This is a genomic window from Thermoflexus hugenholtzii (assembly GCF_018771565.1).
Lineage (GTDB): Bacteria > Chloroflexota > Anaerolineae > Thermoflexales > Thermoflexaceae > Thermoflexus > Thermoflexus hugenholtzii_A.
The window spans coordinates 2709745-2726494 of the sequence record NZ_CP076326.1 but is presented as its reverse complement, the minus strand read 5'-3'; the positions used below and the strand labels follow the sequence as shown (position 1 = coordinate 2726494).

At 68.5% G+C, this 16750-nt stretch carries 13 protein-coding genes and 3 tRNA genes; 10 read left to right on the top strand and 6 right to left on the bottom strand.

Annotated elements, in window-relative coordinates:
* Positions 1-182 precede the first annotated feature (182 nt).
* Both KNN16_RS12345 and KNN16_RS12340 read left to right on the top strand, forming a co-directional pair.
* Entirely contained in the window at positions 183-434 is a 252-nt protein-coding gene (locus KNN16_RS12345; RefSeq protein WP_299284217.1) for a hypothetical protein, read from the top strand.
* Between the two features lie 10 nt (positions 435-444).
* Entirely contained in the window at positions 445-705 is a 261-nt protein-coding gene (locus tag KNN16_RS12340) for a hypothetical protein (RefSeq protein ID WP_273089103.1), read from the top strand.
* A gap of 40 nt (positions 706-745) precedes the next feature.
* Here the strand turns inward: KNN16_RS12340 and KNN16_RS12335 are convergent.
* Positions 746-820 (bottom strand) — tRNA-Pro (locus KNN16_RS12335).
* Positions 821-990: 170 nt separating this feature from the next.
* On the opposite strand from KNN16_RS12335, the gene KNN16_RS12330 reads away from it, so the two are divergent.
* Positions 991-2292: a nitrate/sulfonate/bicarbonate ABC transporter ATP-binding protein gene (locus KNN16_RS12330; protein WP_303897245.1), complete on the top strand. Its 1302-nt coding sequence runs from the start codon at positions 991-993 to the stop codon at positions 2290-2292.
* A 99-nt stretch (positions 2293-2391) separates the two neighbouring features.
* Here KNN16_RS12330 and tkt read toward each other — a convergent pair whose 3' ends face one another.
* Entirely contained in the window at positions 2392-4437 is a 2046-nt protein-coding gene (gene tkt, locus KNN16_RS12325) for a transketolase (protein ID WP_303897244.1), read from the bottom strand.
* 705 nt (positions 4438-5142) lie between these two features.
* On the opposite strand from tkt, the gene KNN16_RS12320 reads away from it, so the two are divergent.
* The 3 genes from KNN16_RS12320 to aroC all read left to right on the top strand — a co-directional run bounded on the left by KNN16_RS12320 (position 5143) and on the right by aroC (position 10398).
* On the top strand, positions 5143-5862 hold the full coding sequence (locus KNN16_RS12320) for an alanyl-tRNA editing protein (RefSeq protein WP_303897242.1): 720 nt from the start codon (positions 5143-5145) through the stop codon (positions 5860-5862).
* 74 nt (positions 5863-5936) lie between these two features.
* Complete coding sequence (gene ileS, locus KNN16_RS12315) at positions 5937-9116, top strand: isoleucine--tRNA ligase (protein ID WP_303897240.1); 3180 nt, start codon at positions 5937-5939, stop codon at positions 9114-9116.
* Between the two features lie 109 nt (positions 9117-9225).
* Positions 9226-10398: a chorismate synthase gene (gene aroC / locus KNN16_RS12310; protein WP_303897238.1), complete on the top strand. Its 1173-nt coding sequence runs from the start codon at positions 9226-9228 to the stop codon at positions 10396-10398.
* A gap of 54 nt (positions 10399-10452) precedes the next feature.
* Here the strand turns inward: aroC and KNN16_RS12305 are convergent, their stop codons facing one another.
* Genes KNN16_RS12305 through KNN16_RS12290 form a run of 4 tightly spaced genes read right to left on the bottom strand, consistent with a single transcriptional unit; the run spans position 10453 to position 13222 of the window.
* Positions 10453-11253: an ABC transporter permease gene (locus tag KNN16_RS12305; protein WP_299288512.1), complete on the bottom strand. Its 801-nt coding sequence runs from the start codon at positions 11251-11253 to the stop codon at positions 10453-10455.
* A gap of 13 nt (positions 11254-11266) precedes the next feature.
* Positions 11267-12196, bottom strand: coding sequence for an ABC transporter ATP-binding protein (locus KNN16_RS12300; protein WP_303897236.1), 930 nt, complete (start codon positions 12194-12196; stop codon positions 11267-11269).
* The gene (locus tag KNN16_RS12295) at positions 12162-12731 is read right to left on the bottom strand and encodes a shikimate kinase (protein WP_303897234.1); all 570 of its coding nucleotides are present in this window, start codon (positions 12729-12731) and stop codon (positions 12162-12164) included. The genes KNN16_RS12300 and KNN16_RS12295 overlap by 35 nt, the downstream gene beginning before the upstream one ends.
* 29 nt (positions 12732-12760) lie before the next feature.
* Positions 12761-13222 carry a dTDP-4-dehydrorhamnose 3,5-epimerase family protein gene (locus KNN16_RS12290; RefSeq protein WP_299288522.1) on the bottom strand — a complete coding sequence of 154 codons (462 nt, stop codon included), beginning with the start codon at positions 13220-13222 and terminating at the stop codon, positions 12761-12763.
* A 189-nt stretch (positions 13223-13411) separates the two neighbouring features.
* On the opposite strand from KNN16_RS12290, the gene KNN16_RS12285 reads away from it, so the two are divergent.
* The 4 genes from KNN16_RS12285 to KNN16_RS12270 all read left to right on the top strand — a co-directional run bounded on the left by KNN16_RS12285 (position 13412) and on the right by KNN16_RS12270 (position 16581).
* Positions 13412-13502: transfer RNA gene (locus KNN16_RS12285), tRNA-Ser, on the top strand.
* Positions 13503-13547: 45 nt separating this feature from the next.
* Positions 13548-13620: transfer RNA gene (locus KNN16_RS12280), tRNA-Gly, on the top strand.
* A 256-nt stretch (positions 13621-13876) separates the two neighbouring features.
* Entirely contained in the window at positions 13877-14938 is a 1062-nt protein-coding gene (rmuC, locus tag KNN16_RS12275; RefSeq protein ID WP_303897230.1) for a DNA recombination protein RmuC, read from the top strand.
* A 65-nt stretch (positions 14939-15003) separates the two neighbouring features.
* Positions 15004-16581 carry a ribonuclease J gene (locus KNN16_RS12270; RefSeq protein WP_303897227.1) on the top strand — a complete coding sequence of 526 codons (1578 nt, stop codon included), beginning with the start codon at positions 15004-15006 and terminating at the stop codon, positions 16579-16581.
* Positions 16582-16750 lie beyond the last annotated feature (169 nt).

The window sequence follows — 16750 nt, the reverse complement described above, 5'->3', positions numbered from 1 at the left end:
GGTCGGACCCGCCAGATATGGGGGAGGGCGGGAGGGTGATGTTCACGGAAGCCTCACGGGACCTTCACCGAACGGCCACGGAGGGAAGCCGGGGGCGGTGTTACCATGGCCTTGGCGCCTCTGGAAAGCCGGGGCGCGCCCCCTGCCGCAGGGGGCGCGTCGGAGCTGGGAGGTTGAACGCCATGACGGTCTCTCCGCAGGATCTCGCCGGGAAATCCCTGATCTGTGCGGACGGCGTGCTGGGGACGGTGGCCGAGGTGCTGGTCGACCCGGTGTCCGGGCGTCCCACTCATCTGGTCTGGCGGGAGCCGGTGATCCTTTATCAGGAGATCAGCATCCCGATCGCCTACGTGGAGCAGGTGGACGGCGAGGGGATCCGCTTGCGGGTCCGTCGGGAGGATATCGAGCGACTGCCGCGCTTCGTGTGGCGTTGAGGGAGGACCCTTGTCCGTCCTGGCGCATCTGCTGAGCGATCTCCTGAGCGGTGGCATCGCGGGATCCACGGGGTTATCCCCCACGCCCCCGCCTTCCCCCTATCACGTGTTCATCCCGGCGGTGGGGGCTCCTTCCCCTTCCCCGGCCGCCGCGACGGTGTCATGGACCCGCTTCCTGGAGAGCCCCTGGCTGTATCTGGCCCTGGGGGTCCTGATCGGAGCCTGGCTGGCCCTGCGGGCCCTGGAGCGCTCTCGGGGATCCCCGAGGTAATTCAAAAGGCCGGCGGAAGGAGCCTCTTCCGCCGGCCTTGTCGGGGCGGGCGGATTTGAACCGCCGACCTCGTGGTCCCGATCCACGCGCGCTAACCTGGCTGCGCCACGCCCCGTCGTTCCACCAACGGATTATATCCCCATCCTTTCCCCCTGGCAAGGTCCGGGCGAAGCGATCCGGATCTCTCCGGTTTTCTCCGCTCCACTCAAATGGGAAATCCGGGGAAGCCGCCTTCGCTGCGCTATAATGGGCGCAGGCCGTTGACTTCGTCCTCCGGAGGGCGCGATGGGGGGGATCGGACCGCTGGTAGAGGTGCGGAACGTCTCCAAGATCTATGGGCGGCCGCCCCGTCAGGTGGTGGCGGTGGAGCGGGTCTCTTTTGAGATCCGCCCTGGGGAGTTCGTGGCCCTCCTGGGTCCCTCCGGCTGCGGCAAATCCACGCTGTTGCGGATGATCACCGGCCTGGCCCAGCCCAGCGAGGGGGAGATCCGCTACCGGGGCCAGCCCCTGCGGGGCATCAACCCCTACGCCACCATCGTCTTCCAGACTTTTGCCCTCTACCCCTGGCTCACCGTGCTGGGCAACGTGGAGCTGGCCTTGAAGGCCCGGGGGGTTCCCCCCGCGCAGCGCCGGGAGCGGGCCCTGCAGCTGATCGATCTGGTCGGTCTGGACGGCTTCGAGCACGCCTACCCTCGGGAGCTCTCGGGCGGGATGCGCCAGAAGGTCGGGTTCGCCCGGGCTCTGGCGGCGGAGCCGGAGCTCCTGTGCATGGATGAGCCCTTCTCGGCCCTGGACGTGCTGTCGGCGGAGGCGCTGCGGGGCGAGCTGATGGAGCTGTGGCTTTCCAAGCGCCTGCCCATCCAGGCCATCCTGTTGGTCACCCATAACATCGAAGAGGCAGTGTGGATGGCCGATCGCCTGATCCTGATGGACAAGGACCCGGGCCGGGTCATCGCCGAGCTGGAGGTCCGGCTGCCCCATCCCCGCCGCCGCAAGGATGCGTATTTCCAGGCCATGGTGGATCGGGTCTACGCCACCATCGCCGGGCGGACGGAGGAGCAGGTACCCGGGAAGCGGCCGGGGGAGCCGGGCCGGGCCTACCGGATGCCCGAGGCCCGCATCAACGCGGTGGCCGGCTTGACGGAGAAGCTGCTGGAGGAAGGGGGCTGGGCGGACCTCTATCGCCTAGCGGAGGAGCTGCGCTACGAGCTGGACGACATGCTGACCATCGTGGAGGCGGCGGAGCTGCTGGGATTCGTGAAGGTGGCGGAGGGGGACATCACCCTCACCCCCCTGGGGGAGGCCTTCGCCGAGGCCAGCATCCTGGCCCGCAAAGAGATCGTTGCCGGCCGCCTCCTGCGCCTGCCCATCATCCGCTGGATTTACGAGACCCTTCACGCCGACGACGACGGACGGGTCAGCGCGGACTACTTCCGGGAGCAGCTCCAGCTGGACTTCACTCCGGAGGAGGCGGAGCGCCAGCTGGACATCGCCATCCACTGGGGCCGTTACGCCGAGCTCTTCGCCTACGATGAGGACGCGGATGAGCTCTTCCTGGAGGAGGTCCCGGCCCCGGCGATGGATTAAGAGCCCCTTCCGTCCCCCATCCGGAGGCCCATCTTCCGTTGCAACTCCGGCGCTCCGGTTCAGCGCGAAGGAGAGCAAAGTTCGGAGCTGAAGCCCATCCTATCCGGAGCCGGGCGCCCCTCCACGCCCGAGCAGCCGCAGGGCTTCCTCCACCACCCGCTCGACGGTGAAGCCCAGGCGCTGGTAGACCTCGGGGTAAGGGGCGGAGGCGCCGAAACGCTCCAGCCCGACGACGGCCTGGGCGTAACGATACCATCCCCATGGGATCCCGGCCTCGATGGCCAGGCGGGGGATCCCCGGCGGCAGCACGGCCTGCCGATAGGCCTCCGGCTGGGCCTCGAAGAGCTCCACGCACGGCATGCTCACCACCCGGGTGGGGATCCCCTGGGCCTCCAGCTGCTCCCGGGCGGCCAGGGCCAGGGCGACCTCCGAGCCGGTGGCGATGAGGATCAGGTCAGGCTTCCCGCCTCCGGCCTCGGCCAGGACGTAGCCTCCCCGGGCCAGCTCGGAGGCGGGGGCCAGGACGCTCCGGTCCAGCACCGGCACCTTCTGGCGGGTGAGGATCAGGGCCACCGGCCCGTCGCGCCGCCGCAGGGCCACTTTCCAGGCCTCGGCCACCTCGTTGGCATCCGCCGGCCGGATCACCCACAGGTTCGGGATGGCCCGCAGGGCGGTGAGGTGCTCCACCGGCTGGTGGGTGGGCCCGTCCTCGCCCACAGCGATGCTGTCGTGGGTGAACACGTAGATCACCGGCCGGCGCATCATCGCCGCCAACCGGATGGCGGGCCGCATGTAGTCGCTGAACACCAGGAAGGTGCCTCCGTAGACCCGGAAGGGGCCATACAGGCTCATGCCGTTGAGGATGCCCCCCATGGCGTGCTCCCGCACGCCGAAGTGGATGTTCCGCCCCTCGAAGCGGCCGCGGGCGACCGCCGGGAAGCCGTGAAGATACGTCTGGGTGGATTCCATCAGGTCCGCGCTGCCTCCCACCAGGTTCGGGATGACCCGGGCCAGGGCGTTGAGCACTTTGCCGGAGGCGGCGCGCGTGGCCATCCCGTCCGCCGAAGGTGGGAAGGTGGGGACCGCCTCCTCCCAGCCCTCCGGGAGCTCCCCTTGCCACCAGCGCGCCCACTCCGCCGCGAGGTCTGGATAAGCCGCAGCATACGCCTCGAAGCGGGCGCGCCACTCCGCCTCCCAGCGGGCGCCTTCTTCGATCAGCCTGCGCATATGGGCGTAGACCGCCTCCGGGACGTAGAAGGGAGGTTCAACGGGCCAGCCCATCCGCTCCTTGGTCCGTCGCACCTCCTCGGCCCCCAGGGGCGCCCCGTGCGCCTCCGCCCGGTCCTGTTTATTGGGGCTGCCGTAAGCGAGGTGGGTGTGGCAGATCAGCAGGGAGGGGCGATCGCTCACCTGTCGGGCCTCAGCCAGGGCCTGGGCCACTGCCTCCCGGTCGTGGCCGTCGAGGTCCAGCACGTGCCATCCGTAGGCCCGGAAGCGCATCGCCACGTCCTCGGTGAACGCCAGGTCCGTGGGACCGTCGATGGAGACCTCGTTGTCGTCGTAGAGGACGATGAGGTTCCCGAGCCCCCAGTGGCCGGCCAGGGAGGCGGCCTCATGGGAGATTCCCTCCATCAGATCGCCGTCCGAGGCGATGACGTAAACGAAGTGGTCCACAATGGGGTAGCCCGGCCGGTTGAAGCGCTCGGCGAGCATGCGGGCGGCCAGGGCCATCCCCACCGCGTTGGCGAACCCCTGGCCGAGGGGGCCGGTGGTGGTCTCGACGCCCCGGTGGGGATCGTATTCCGGATGGCCCGGGGTGATGCTCCCCCACTGGCGGAAGCGGCGGATCTCCTCCATCGGCATGTCGTAGCCGGAAAGGTGGAGCAGGGCATACAGCAGCATCGAGCCATGCCCCGCGGAGAGGACCAGGCGATCCCGGTTGGGCCAGAGCGGGTTGCGGGGGTTGTGGCGCATGACGTAGCGCCACAGCACATACGCGGCGTCGGCCATCCCCATCGGCATGCCGGGATGGCCCGAGCGGGCCTGCTCCACCGCATCCATTACCAGCGCCCGGATGGCATGCACGCACAACGCATCGATCTCCGTGTTCAGGCGAAGGGAGGTTTCAGGTCCCGCTGGGATCATCGCTGGCTCTCCTCCGGTGCGGGATGGGCCAACCGGCCTATGGAAGGCAGAGGCCCCACCCGCGGGTGATCCACGGATGTTCACTCCACCTTACCCCGGAACCCGCCGGAGGGGCAACTCCCTGTGGTCGCATGGGCGGCGCGATCTGCGATGTCGATCCGCAGCCGCATGGCCATCCCCGGCGGCGGAGCTCCGCAACCTCCAGACCAACCGTTCGATACGGGATCCGCGCGGGCCACGGCCTCCCGGGTTCCGAGCGGTGCTCGGCGATCCGTGCTTCCTCCTTGGGATCCGGCTCGGCGGCCATACGCGGTTGACAACTCCTTCCGATCCCGCTATAGTGTTTTCGAAACGCTCAGATCGGCGGACTTCGAACAACCGAATCCGGGCAACGGCGATGACGGAGACGAGTAGGCCCGGGCCGTCGGGCCCAGCGAGTCCGGGGCGGTGGGAGCCGGATGCCGACGCCGGGCTGAAGATCCCTCCCGAGCCGGTGACCGAACGCCCGCGATCCGGCGGGTCAGTAGGCTCACCCGGGGTTCGCCTCCCGTTATCCAGGGCGCGGGGATTGGACGGCGGATCCGGCCTGTCCCCGTCAGGAGCGGCCCGGCGCAGCCGGGAAGCAGGGTGGTACCGCGGGAGCCGTCGGCTCTCGTCCCTCCGGGGCGAGGGCCGATTTTGTTTCATGAGAGGAGGGATCCTCCGATGGAGACCCGATTGCTCTACCTCACGGACGCCTATCAGCGGACCTTCGAGGCGACGGTGGTGGCAGCGGAGGGAACGGCGGTGGCGCTGGACGCCACGGCTTTCTATCCGGGAGGCGGCGGCCAGCCCCACGATGTGGGATGGCTGACCGATGGCGTCCGCACCTGGCGCGTGACCGCCGTCCGCCGTCAGGGCTCCCTGGTCTGGCACGAAGTGGAGGGAGCGCCCCCGCCTGTCGGGGAGACGGTGCGCGGGGAGATCGACTGGGAGCGCCGCTATGCCCTGATGCGCACCCACACGGCCCTTCACATCCTGTGCGGCGTGGTCTGGCGGGACTACGGGGCCAAGGTCACCGGTGGGAACATGGAGCCCCTGCGCGGCCGCATGGATTTCGAGTTCGAAACCCTGCGTGGGGAGCTGGTCCGGGAGATCGAGGAGAAGGTGAACGCGGAGGTGGCCGCTGCCCGCCCGGTGCGGGTCTTCTTCATGCCCCGGGAGGAGGTCGACCGCCACCCCGACCTGATCCGCACGAAGGCCAATCTCCTGCCCCCAGAGATCCGGACCGTGCGGATCGTGGAGATCGAGGGGCTGGATATCCAGGCGGATGGCGGAACCCATGTGGCCAACACCCGGGAGGTCGGCCGGATCCGCATCGTGGATTACAAAAGCAAAGGGCGGATCAACAAGCGCATCGAGATCGCCCTCGATCCCAGCCCATAAGGATCCCGCCGACCGCCGCAGGGTGAAAGGCGCGCGACTTTCTGAAATCAGAAGATCGAATTCGGGAGGTGATCATGTTCGAACCGGTTCCGGCTCGTGTGAATTTCCCGCAATTAGAGGAGCAAATCCTGGCTTTCTGGAAAGAGAAGCGGATCTTTGAGCGCTCGATGGAGCAGACGAAGGGTGGGCCGCGATATGTGTTCTATGAGGGGCCGCCCACGGCCAACGGCCTGCCGGGCATCCATCACGTGCTGGCCCGGGCTTTCAAGGATCTGTTCCCGCGCTATAAGACGATGCGGGGGTATTACTGCCTCCGCCGGGGCGGGTGGGATACCCACGGGCTGCCGGTGGAGCTGGAGGTGGAGAAGGAGCTGGGCTTCACCTCGAAGGCGGACATCGAGCGCTATGGGGTGGCGGCGTTCAACCAGCGCTGCAAGGAAAGCGTGTTTCGCTACGTGAAGGAATGGGAGACCCTCACGGAGCGCATCGCCTTCTGGATCGACCTGAAGGATGCCTACATCACCCTGAGCAACGAATACATCGAGTCGGTCTGGTGGATCCTCCGCCAGTTCTGGGATCGGGGGCTGCTCTATCAGAGCTACAAGGTGGTCCCCTACTGCCCGCGGTGCGGCACGCCCCTCTCCGACCACGAGGTGGCCCTGGGTTACCGGGAGGACACGGAGGATCCCTCGGTTTACGTGAAGTTCCCGCTGCGGGAGGAGGAGGGGACGTATTTCCTGGTCTGGACCACCACGCCGTGGACGCTGCCGGGCAACGCGGCCCTCGCCGTCCATCCGGAGGCGACCTACGCGATGGTGGAGCAGGAGCGGGACGGCGAGGTCGAGCGTCTGATCCTGGCGGAGGCCCTCCTGGAGCAGGCGCTGCAGGGGGATTATCGGGTGGTGGCCCGGATGCCCGGGCGGGAGCTGGCCGGCCTGCGCTACCGTCCGCTCTACACCTTCCTCCCCCTGGAGAAGGAGGCCCATTACGTGGTCACGGCCCCCTTCGTCAGCCTGGAGGAGGGGACGGGGATCGTGCACATCGCCCCGGCCTTCGGCGCGGAGGATATGCAGCTGGGCCGGGAGCACGGGTTGCCGGTGCTGGTCACGGTGGACCCGCGGGGCCGGTTCATCGACGAGGTGACGCCCTGGCGGGGGATGTTCGTCAAGGACGCGGATCCCCTTATCATCGAGGACCTGCGACGGCGGGGGCTTCTCTATTTCGCCGGGATCTATCGGCATACCTATCCGTTCTGCTGGCGGTGCGGGACGCCGCTTTTGTATTACGCCCGGACCTCCTGGTTCATCGAGACCACGCGCTTCAAGGACCGGCTGGTGGCCTTGAACAAGACCATCCGCTGGTATCCGCCTCAGATCGGCGAGGGGCGGTTCGGCAACTGGCTGGAGAACAACGTGGACTGGGCCCTCAGCCGGGAGCGCTACTGGGGCATCCCGCTGCCCATCTGGGAGTGCGCCCGCTGTGGCCACCGGGAGTGCATCGGCTCCTACGCCGAGCTGCGCGAGAAAGTGGAGGCGGCGGGCTTCCGCTGGCCGGAGCCCTGGGATCCGCACAAGCCATATGTGGATGAGGTGCGCTATCGCTGCGGGCGGTGCGGGGAGCTGATGCAGCGGGTGCCCGAGGTCATCGACGTCTGGTTCGATTCCGGGGCCATGCCGGTGGCCCAGTGGCACTACCCCTTCGAGAACCAGGAGCTTTTCCGGGAGCAGTTCCCGGCCGATTTCATCTGCGAGGGGGTGGATCAAACCCGGGGCTGGTTCTACTCCCTGCACGCCATCGCCACCCTGCTCTTCGACTCGGTGGCCTTCAAGAACGTGATCTCCCTGGGCCTGGTCCTGGACGAGAAGGGCCAGAAGATGTCCAAGTCCCGAGGCAATGTGGTGGATCCCTGGGAGGTCATCAACGTCCACGGGGCGGACGCCCTGCGCTGGTATTTCTACACCGTGTCGCCGCCGGGCCAGGAGCGCCGCATCTCGGTCAACCTGGTAGGGGATGTGGTGCGGACCTTCCTGCTGACCCTGTGGAACACCTATCGGTTCTTCGTGACCTACGCCCGGCTGGACGGCTTCGATCCCCGGGCGGTCCCGGCGCCGCCGGTGGCCGAGCGCCCGCCCCTGGACCGCTGGATCCTGGCGGAGCTGCACGCCCTGATCCAGGAGGTCACGGAGGCCCTGGAGAACTACGACCCGACGACGGCCGGCCGGCGGATCATGGCCTTCGTGGACGATCTTTCCAACTGGTATGTGCGCCGCAGCCGGCGCCGGTTCTGGAAGAACGAGAACGACGCCGACAAGGCGGCGGTCTATCATACCCTCTACGAGTGCCTGGTGACCCTGAGCCATCTGCTGGCGCCCTTCATCCCCTTCACCGCCGAGGCCCTCTACCGCAACCTGGTGGCGCGGGTGAACCCTGAGGCCCCGGAGAGCGTCCATCTCTCCCGCTGGCCGGAGCCGGACCCGTCGCGGGTGGACGAGCGGTTGCGGGCGGAGATGCGGCTGGTGATGCGCCTGGCCAGCATGGGCCTGGCGGCCCGCAACGCCGCCCGGATCCGGGTGCGCCAGCCCCTGGCCCGGATCGCCTTCCGGGTGCGGAGCCCGGAGGAGGCGGAAGCGGTGCGCCGCCTGGCGGACATCCTCCTGGACGAGCTGAACATCAAGGAGCTGACCTTCATCGGGGACCTCACGGAGGTCGCCGATCCCGAGATCCGGGTCCGGCCGGACCGCCTGGGGCCGCGGCTGGGGGCGCGGTTCCCCCTGGTGCAGGAGGCCCTGGCCGGGCTGCCCGCCCGGACCATCCTCCGGGCCCTGCAGCGGGGGGAGACGGTGGCCGTGCAGGTGGACGGGGAGGTTGTGGACGTGGGGTCGGAGGACCTGGAGGTCCGTTACCGGCCGAAGCCGGGGTGGGTCTTCGTGGAGGAGAACGACTACGTGGCGGCGGTGTGGACGGAGCTCACCGACGCGTTGCGGAAGGAGGGGCTGGCCCGGGAGGTGGTGCGGCGGATCCAGGAGCTGCGCAAGCGGGCGGATTTCGACGTGGCCGACCGCATCGTGACCTATTATCAGGCGGATCCCGGGCTGGCGGAGGCCATCGCGGCCCACGCCGATTACATCCAGGCGGAGACCCTGTCGGAGCAGCTCCTCCCCATGGCGCCGCCCCCGGCGGCGGAGGCGGTGGAGCGGGCCACCATCGACGGGATGTCCCTCCTCCTGGGCGTGCTCCGGGTCGCTAAAGGGTGAAAGGCCCGGTCGGGGGAGGAAGCGGGATGCGACATCGGGTTCGGGGGACGCCCGCGGGCGTCCCCCGAATCGTATCGGTTTTTATTCTCGGGCGGGGAGGTGAACGGGCATGCCCTTGCGGTTTCTCACGGCTGGGGAATCCCATGGGCCGGCCCTGGTGGCCATCTTGGAGGGCCTCCCGGCCGGCCTTCCGGTGGATGTGGAGGCGGTGAACCGGGAGCTGGCCCGACGGCAGCGCGGCCTGGGGGCGGGGCCCCGAATGAAGATCGAGGAAGATCGAGCGGTCCTCCTGAGCGGGGTCCTGGAAGGGAGGACCACGGGGGCGCCCATCGCCCTTCAGATCGAGAACCGGGATCACGCCAAATGGCGGGGGCGGGCGGTGGCGCCGATGACGATCCCCCGGCCGGGCCATGTGGACCTGGCGGCGGCGATCAAGTATGGCTACCGGGATCTCCGTCCGGGCCTCGAGCGGGCCTCTGCCCGGGAGACGGCCGCCCGGGTGGCGGTGGGGGCCCTGTGCAAGCAATTCCTGAAGACCTTCGGGATCACGGTCGGCAGCTACGTGGTCCAGATTGGGCCGGTCCGGGCGGCCCTCTCGGAGGATCTTCCCTATGAAGCCCGGTTCGAGCGGGCGGAGGCGGACCCGATGCGCTGCCCCGATCCGGAGGCTTCGGCCCGCATGCGGGCGGCGGTCGAGACAGCCATGCAGGAGCGGGACACCCTGGGCGGGGTCATCGAGGGGGTGGCCCTCGGGGTGCCGCCGGGGCTGGGCTCCCACGTGCACTGGGACCGCCGGCTGAGCGCCCGATTGATGATGGCCCTGGGGAGCATCCCGGCGGTCAAGGGGGTGGAGATCGGGGAGGGGTTCGCCCTGGCAGCCCGTCGGGGCACGGAGGCCCAGGATCCAATCTTCCGGGAAGGGGACCGCTTGGTCCGCCGCACCAACCGCGCCGGGGGGATCGAAGGGGGGATCTCCAACGGGGCGCCGATTGTGGCCCGTGTGGCCATCAAGCCCATCGCCACCACCCTCACGCCCCAGCCCTCCGTGGACCTTTCCACCGGCCAGCCGACGGAGACCCGCTACGAGCGATCCGACTTCTGCCCGGTCCCTCGCGCCTGCCCCATCGTGGAGGCGATGATGGCCTTCGTCCTGGCCGATGCCCTGCTGGAGAAGCTGGGGGGCGACACCCTGGAGGAGTGTCAGGCTCGCTTCGAGGCCCTCCGCCAGGCCCGCCTGGGGGATCTCCCGATCGATGGGTCGCCCCACGTGTTCTGGCCGTGATGTTTCACGTGAAACACCGGCCCTGCCGGATCCCTCGTGGAAGGCCCTGGGTCCTCAGCGCCATCGGGTGAGGATGGTCTCCCGCTCAAAGAGAGCCACCGCCAGGGCGAGGAGGAGCCCATCGGCCGTTAGCAGGAAGAGGGCCACCCCCAGGAGCAGGGTCCCGCTCAGCCACAGCACCCCCATGCTCTGGGCGATGATCAGTCCCAGGAGGGGGAGGACCACGATCATGCCGATCTGCTCGGCCAGGCGGGGGTCGTTGACCCGGGAGGAGACGCTCAGCCCCAGCAGGGTGGCCAGCAGGGTGAGCAGCGGGCTGATCCCGAGGACCTGGAGCCAGGCGGTGGGACCCCAAAGGACCCGGAAGGCAGGGGCGGAGAGGCCGATGATCCCGGCGGCTCCCACCATGAGCAGATAGGTCAGCCCGCTGAGGGCGATCCCCGGGGCGGCGGCGGCGAGGGCCTTGCCGGCGAGCAGCTCCGCGGTGGTCACCGGGGTCGCCAGCAGGGGCTCCAGGGCTTTCTCCCGCTTCTCCCCGACCACGCTGTAGGTGGCGATGGTCATCGGGAGGGCGAGGGGGGCGATCCAGAGGATGAGCATGAACTGGGAGGTCAGGAAGACCTCCAGTTGCTCCCGGGGGGAGAGGCCGGCCAGCCGTCGGGCCAGGGCCGGGGGCAGCCCGCGGGAGGTCTCGGAGGGCGGCGAAGCCGGGAGCCCTCGGATGCTGAGCAGGCTCACGACCGGGAGGGCGGCGAAGGCGATCGGCAGGGTGATGAGCAGCATCAGCACATAGCGGTTGCGCAGGGCTTCATGCACCTCTTTCTCGGCGATCGCCGCGATCCGGGACCACGCCATCGAGGGCCTCCTTTCAAGGCGTGTCGGGGAGCTCGGGCTCCCCGCGCACAATCCGCAGGTAGATCTCCTCCAGGGAAGCCTCCACCGGGGCCACGCGCAGGATGGGGGCCCCCGCCTCCACCAGCCGTCGGACCAGATGGGGGGTGACGGCCCGGAGGTCGGTGACGCGGACCTCGATCTGGGCACCCCGGAGCCCCACCGCCTGCACGCCGGGCTGATCCCGGACCACGGGGAGGTAGCGGGCGGGGTCGTCGGCCACCTCGATGGCCACCGCCGCGCCGGACCACCGGGCCCGGAGCCGGGCGGGGGTGTCGAGGGCCAGCAGGCGGGTGCGCAGGATGGCCACCCGGTCCCCCAGGCGCTCCGCCTCCTCCAGGTCGTGGGTGCAGAGGAGGATGGTGCGCCCCTCGCCTTTCAAGCGTTGCAGGAGCTCCCGAACCTCCCGGGCGGCCTCGGGGTCCAGGCCGGCGGTGGGTTCATCGAGGAGGAGGATGGGCGGATCCGGGAGCAGGGCGCGGGCGAGGGCCAGACGCTGGCGCATCCCCTTTGAGAAGGTGGCCACAGCCTCCCGGGCCCGCTCCGCCAGGCCGAACGTCTCCAGCAGGGCCATGGCCCGACGCCGGGGATCCGGGACGCCGTAGAGCCGGGCATAGATCTCCAGGTTCTGGAGGGCGGAGAGCCGCTCCCAGAACCCGGGGGTCTCCGGGAGGTAGCCGATCCGTCGACGCAGGTCGTGTCGGGCTGGGGTCATCGGCTCCCCGGCGATCCAGACGCGCCCGGATGTTGGAGAAATCAAACCGAGGAGCAGGCGGAGGGTGGTGGTTTTGCCGGCGCCGTTGGGGCCCAGGAGGGCCAGGAGCTCCCCTTCCCGGACCTCCATGGTGAGCCGGTCCAGGGCGAGGGTGCCGTCATAGCGTCGGGTCAGGTCCTCGGTGCGGATCATCGTCCTCGGTCCTTTCGAGCTCCTGCAGACGCCGGAGGATCTCCTCGGCCACCGCTTCGGGGGAGCGGCCGGTGGTATCCACCCAGTGGGGGATGGCCCGGTAGGCGGCCTCCCGGGCGTTCCAGAGGGCCTGCAGGCGCTCGAGGAGGGTTTCCCCGGGCCGGAGCCGGAGGAGGGGGCGATCGGTGGCGTCGGCCAGCCGCCGGGCGACTTCGTTGAGGTCCGCATACAGGAAGAAGAGATGGCCTCCGGCGGCCAGGGCAGCCCGGTTGGCGGGGTAGAGACAGGTCCCCCCGCCGGTGGCCAGGACCCATCCCCGGGGGATGGACCATTCCCGGCAGAGGGCGGCCTCCATGGCCCGGAAGGCGGCCTCGCCGTCCCGATCGAAGATCTCGGAGATGGAGCGTCCGGCGCGGCGGGCGATCTCCTCATCGAAATCCAGGAAGGGGCGTCCCAGGCGCCGGGCCAGGATCCGGGCCACGGTGGTCTTTCCGGTTCCTACGAAGCCGGTGATCACCAGGTTGCGGAGGGGCATGGGGGCGCTCCCCGATCTCCGGCGGGCCTTCAGCGGATGGGCGGCGGGGCCAGCCAGTCGTAGCCGATGGTGGGGTCGTCGTGGGGGATGCGGCCCTCATCGGAAGGATCGTAGGTGCGGGAGGTGATGTAGAACAGGTGGACGGGGGTGGGGCTGACCACCTTGCAGCCGTGGGCCACCCCGGGGGGGATCTTCAGCACCCGCGGGGGGGCGTGATCGCCCAGGTAGAGCTCCATCGTCCGGCGGTAGGTGGGGGAATCCGGCCGCAGGTCGTGGAGGGCGACCTTGAGGGTGCCGGAGGCCACATACCACCAGTCCGTCTGCTTCCAGTGGATGTGCCAGGCCTTGATGACGCCGGGATACATCAGGGAGTGGCTCCACTGGGCGAACCCTTCGGCGAAGATGGGGTCGGTGACCCGCAGGATCTCCCGGAAGAACCCGCGGTCATCGACGTGGGTGATGAGCTCCTTCAGCTCCACGCCGGCGATCATCGCTTCCCCTCCCGGATCGGATGGCCTGGAGGTGCGCCACGAATCGTTGAGTTGTCCGCTTCGTGCGGTTCTGTTGTAGCACAGGCCGTGCCGGGGGGAAAGCGGATCGAAGCGGAAGGAGCGGGAAGGGCCCTCCGGGGGTTTGTGTGGAGGGGCGCGCGTGGAGGGGCCTGCGCTATAATAGAGGACGGAGGGGTGGCCGAGTGGACGAAGGCGGGTGACTCGAAATCACCTGTGGGCCCTTGAAGGCTCACCGCGGGTTCGAATCCCGCCCCCTCCGCTCAGGTCCCCCATCCGGTCTTCGACCGGACGGGGACCCCGAAGCGCGGGCGTAGCTCAGACGGTAGAGCGCCTCCCTGCCATGGAGGAGGCCGCGGGTTCGAGTCCCGTCGCCCGCTCTTCCGCCCCCTGGCTGGAGCCTCGCGGTCTCCTGCGAGGCTTTCGGATGGAGGGAACGAGCATGACCGGTGGGAGACCGGAAGGGTGCGTAAGAAGATCGAACCCCCCGATTCGGGGAGGATGCCCCAGCGCGCTTCCCTCACAGCCTCCACATGAGGCGGGTTCCCCACATGGCGGCGTCCCCTTTTTGATTCCCTCAGGTTTCATTCTCTGATGACCTGGACTCGCTTCAGCCTGCCTGTCTGGGAGGTCCCCATGAATGTCCCGGCCGAGTTGCTGATGGTTCTGATCCTCGCTGTGCCCCTGGGCTTTGTCGGAGGGATGGTTGTGGCCGCGATGCTGGCCACGCGCTCCAACCAAAACCTGCTCCGTGAGCTTCAGGGCTTGAAGGAGCGCGTGGAAGAGGTCCGCCAGAAGACAGAAAGCCTGGCCAATTTCCCTGAGCTTCGCGCCCGCCTGGACCAGGCCCGGGATGAGCTTACGCGGCTGAGCGAGAACCTAAAGAGCGTGCATGGCTTCCTGTCGGACACGGTGCATCAGCAGGTCACCCGGCAGATTGAGGAGACCCTGAAAACCCTCACCCGCCTGGAGGAGAAGCTGCGATCCACTTCGGATGATCAAATCGCCCGCCTTGAAGAGGAGATCGGTCGGATCAGCGCCATCCTCCTGGGACGCCGAGGGGGCGCTGCGGCGGAGCGCATTGTGGATGAGCTCCTCAGCGTGTTCCCGGAGGGATGGGTGCAGCGGAACGTCCCTCTGGGGGACGGGGTGGTGGAATTCGCCGTGGTGTTGCCGGGTGACTATCGCGTCCCCCTGGACAGCAAGTTCGTCGGCGCCGAGATTCTGGCTGAGCAGGACCATGAAGCGGACCAGAAGAATTTTCAAAAGATCCAGAAGAACATCAGAGAGCAGGCAAAGAAGATCGTTAAATACCTGAGCGATCCGAAAGTTCCGGGGTTCGGGATTGCGGCGGTCCCGGACTCCGTCTATGCCATGTGCCGATCCGCGATCCGGGAAGTGGCCAGTGAACATCAAGTTGTCGTAGTGCCTTACAGCCTGCTGGTTCCTTTCGTCCTCAGCCTCTATCTGATCGCCCAGCGTCTGGGGATTTCGGTCCGTTCAACCGACACTCCGCAGCTCATCGGAAGCACCCGCGATGCGCTACGCCAGGCTCGAGTGCTTTTGGAGAATATGGAAAAGGAAATCAACACGGTGAGGGGACAGCGGGAGCGAGCTCTGGATGCGCTGCGAAACGCGGAGAGAGCTCTTAACGCTCTTATAGGCGATGGGCCTCCTGAAGTTGGGGACAAGGCGTGATAAAGCCCCGCGGTTTAGGGGAGGGACTGGATAGGAAGGCATGCCCGGATCCGGGGAGGCGCCCGATGAGATCCTTTGCGGTGGGCGGGCTTCGCGTTCATGTCTTCGGCGGCTGGGGGGAGATCGGCGGCAACCAGCTGCTCCTGGAGGCCGGCGGCGAGGCCATCCTCCTGGATTTCGGGCGTTCCTTCGGCCGCTGGAATCAATACTTCACCGAGTTCCTGGCCCCCCGCAGCGCCCTCGGCCTGCGGGACCTGCTGGCCCTGGGGCTCCTCCCCCGCCTGAGAGGGCTCTATCGGGACGGCCCGGACGACACCCTGTTCCCCACGGCCCTGGAGCGGAGGCTGCTGGACGGCGCGCCGGACGCCGGGCATATCCGGGGGCTTCTGCTCTCCCATGCCCACCTGGATCACTCGGGGGCCATCGCGTACCTGCGGGCCGACCTTCCCATCTACGCCACGCCGGAGACCGCCGTCATCCTGAAGGCGATGCAGGACACCGCCTCGGCGGGGCTGGATGGAGAAAGCGCCTACCTCAGCCGGCGACGGACCAACGAAGAGGGCGTCCTGAAGGCGGACCCTCGGGCTTCCTACCTCCGACGGCCGTATTGCTGCTTGAGAGGGCTGCCGCAGGGGTTCCACCAGCTCTCCCCGGCCAAAACCAAGGGCCTGGAAGGTCATCCCTGGGAGGCGGTGGATCTCCCGTTCCGGGTGGGAGGCTTTCGGGCGCGGGCTTTCCCGGTGGATCACTCCGTGCCGGGGGCGGCGGCCTTCGCCGTGGAGACGGAGGAGGGCCTGGTGGTCTACACCGGGGATCTGCGGTTCCACGGCCGGGAGGGCGGGCGCACGGAGGCGTTCCTGCAAGCGCTGGAGGGAGAGCCGGTCTTCCTCCTGATCGTGGAGGGGACCCGCCTGGGGCGGCCCGGGGGCGCCCGCACCGAGGAGGAAGTGAAGGAGGCCCTGCATGCGGCGATCCGGAAACATCCGGGGGCTCCGGTGGCGGTGGACTTCGCCCCTCGCAACGTGGAGCGCCTGGAGTCCTGTCTGGAGGTGGCCCGGGATCTGGGCCGGGAGCTGGTGGTGACGCCGAAGGACGCCTATCTGCTGTGGGCGCTGTCCGACGTGGATCCCCGTTACGAGGCGGCGCGGAGAGGGGTTCGGGTCCTTCGGGAGACCCGGGCGCAGACGCAGGGGTGGGAGGAGCGGCTCTGGGAACGGGGCGATCTGCGGGGCGTGACCATCGAGGAGGTGGCGAAGGACCCGGGAAGCTTCCTTCTGGCCTTCGGCTTCTATGAGATCAACCGTCTCCTGGACCTGCGGCTGCACGCCGGCCTGGAGCCGGAGGGCCTTTACATTTTCAGCAACAGCTACTGGGCGGACGACGAGCAGATCCTGGACCTCCGGATCCTGATGCGGTGGCTTTCCGAGCTGAACTTCCGCCTTCTTCCGGAGAGCCTCCGGGCTCTTCCGGCGGATCCTATGGAGGTGGACAATCCCTATCACACTTCGGGCCACGCTCCGGAGGAGGATCTGGCGAGGCTGGTCCGCCGTCTCCGGCCCCGCCATCTGCTCCCGGTGCACACCCAGCGTCCGGAGCGGTGGATGGAGCTCCTGCGCGGGGAAAAGATCCGGATCCTTCTTTGATCGGGACGTGGCCTGATTGCGCCTGCAGCCTGTGCGGGATGCGGGATCGTTGACCGGGGGAGGGGCTCCCGCTTCGGACGGAATCGCGCGGGCGAATTCGTAGGGTGTGGTGGATCGCGGCATGGCGAGGTCCGCGTGTCCTGCCTCGGGCTGGTCTTCTGAAGATGGC

Bases quoted from the DNA above. Each gene is read 5' to 3' on its own strand.
- KNN16_RS12345 (WP_299284217.1), top strand. From the start codon at position 183: ATGACGGTCTCTCCGCAGGATCTCGCCGGGAAATCCCTGATCTGTGCG.
- KNN16_RS12270 (WP_303897227.1), top strand. From the start codon at position 15,004: ATGAGATCCTTTGCGGTGGGCGGGCTTCGCGTTCATGTCTTCGGCGGC.
- tkt (WP_303897244.1), bottom strand. From the start codon at position 4,437: ATGATCCCAGCGGGACCTGAAACCTCCCTTCGCCTGAACACGGAGATC.
- KNN16_RS12300 (WP_303897236.1), bottom strand. From the start codon at position 12,196: ATGATCCGCACCGAGGACCTGACCCGACGCTATGACGGCACCCTCGCC.
- rmuC (WP_303897230.1), top strand. From the start codon at position 13,877: ATGAATGTCCCGGCCGAGTTGCTGATGGTTCTGATCCTCGCTGTGCCC.
- KNN16_RS12320 (WP_303897242.1), top strand. From the start codon at position 5,143: ATGGAGACCCGATTGCTCTACCTCACGGACGCCTATCAGCGGACCTTC.
- KNN16_RS12305 (WP_299288512.1), bottom strand. From the start codon at position 11,253: ATGGCGTGGTCCCGGATCGCGGCGATCGCCGAGAAAGAGGTGCATGAA.
- ileS (WP_303897240.1), top strand. From the start codon at position 5,937: ATGTTCGAACCGGTTCCGGCTCGTGTGAATTTCCCGCAATTAGAGGAG.
- KNN16_RS12330 (WP_303897245.1), top strand. From the start codon at position 991: ATGGGGGGGATCGGACCGCTGGTAGAGGTGCGGAACGTCTCCAAGATC.
- KNN16_RS12290 (WP_299288522.1), bottom strand. From the start codon at position 13,222: ATGATCGCCGGCGTGGAGCTGAAGGAGCTCATCACCCACGTCGATGAC.
- aroC (WP_303897238.1), top strand. From the start codon at position 9,226: ATGCCCTTGCGGTTTCTCACGGCTGGGGAATCCCATGGGCCGGCCCTG.
- KNN16_RS12295 (WP_303897234.1), bottom strand. From the start codon at position 12,731: ATGCCCCTCCGCAACCTGGTGATCACCGGCTTCGTAGGAACCGGAAAG.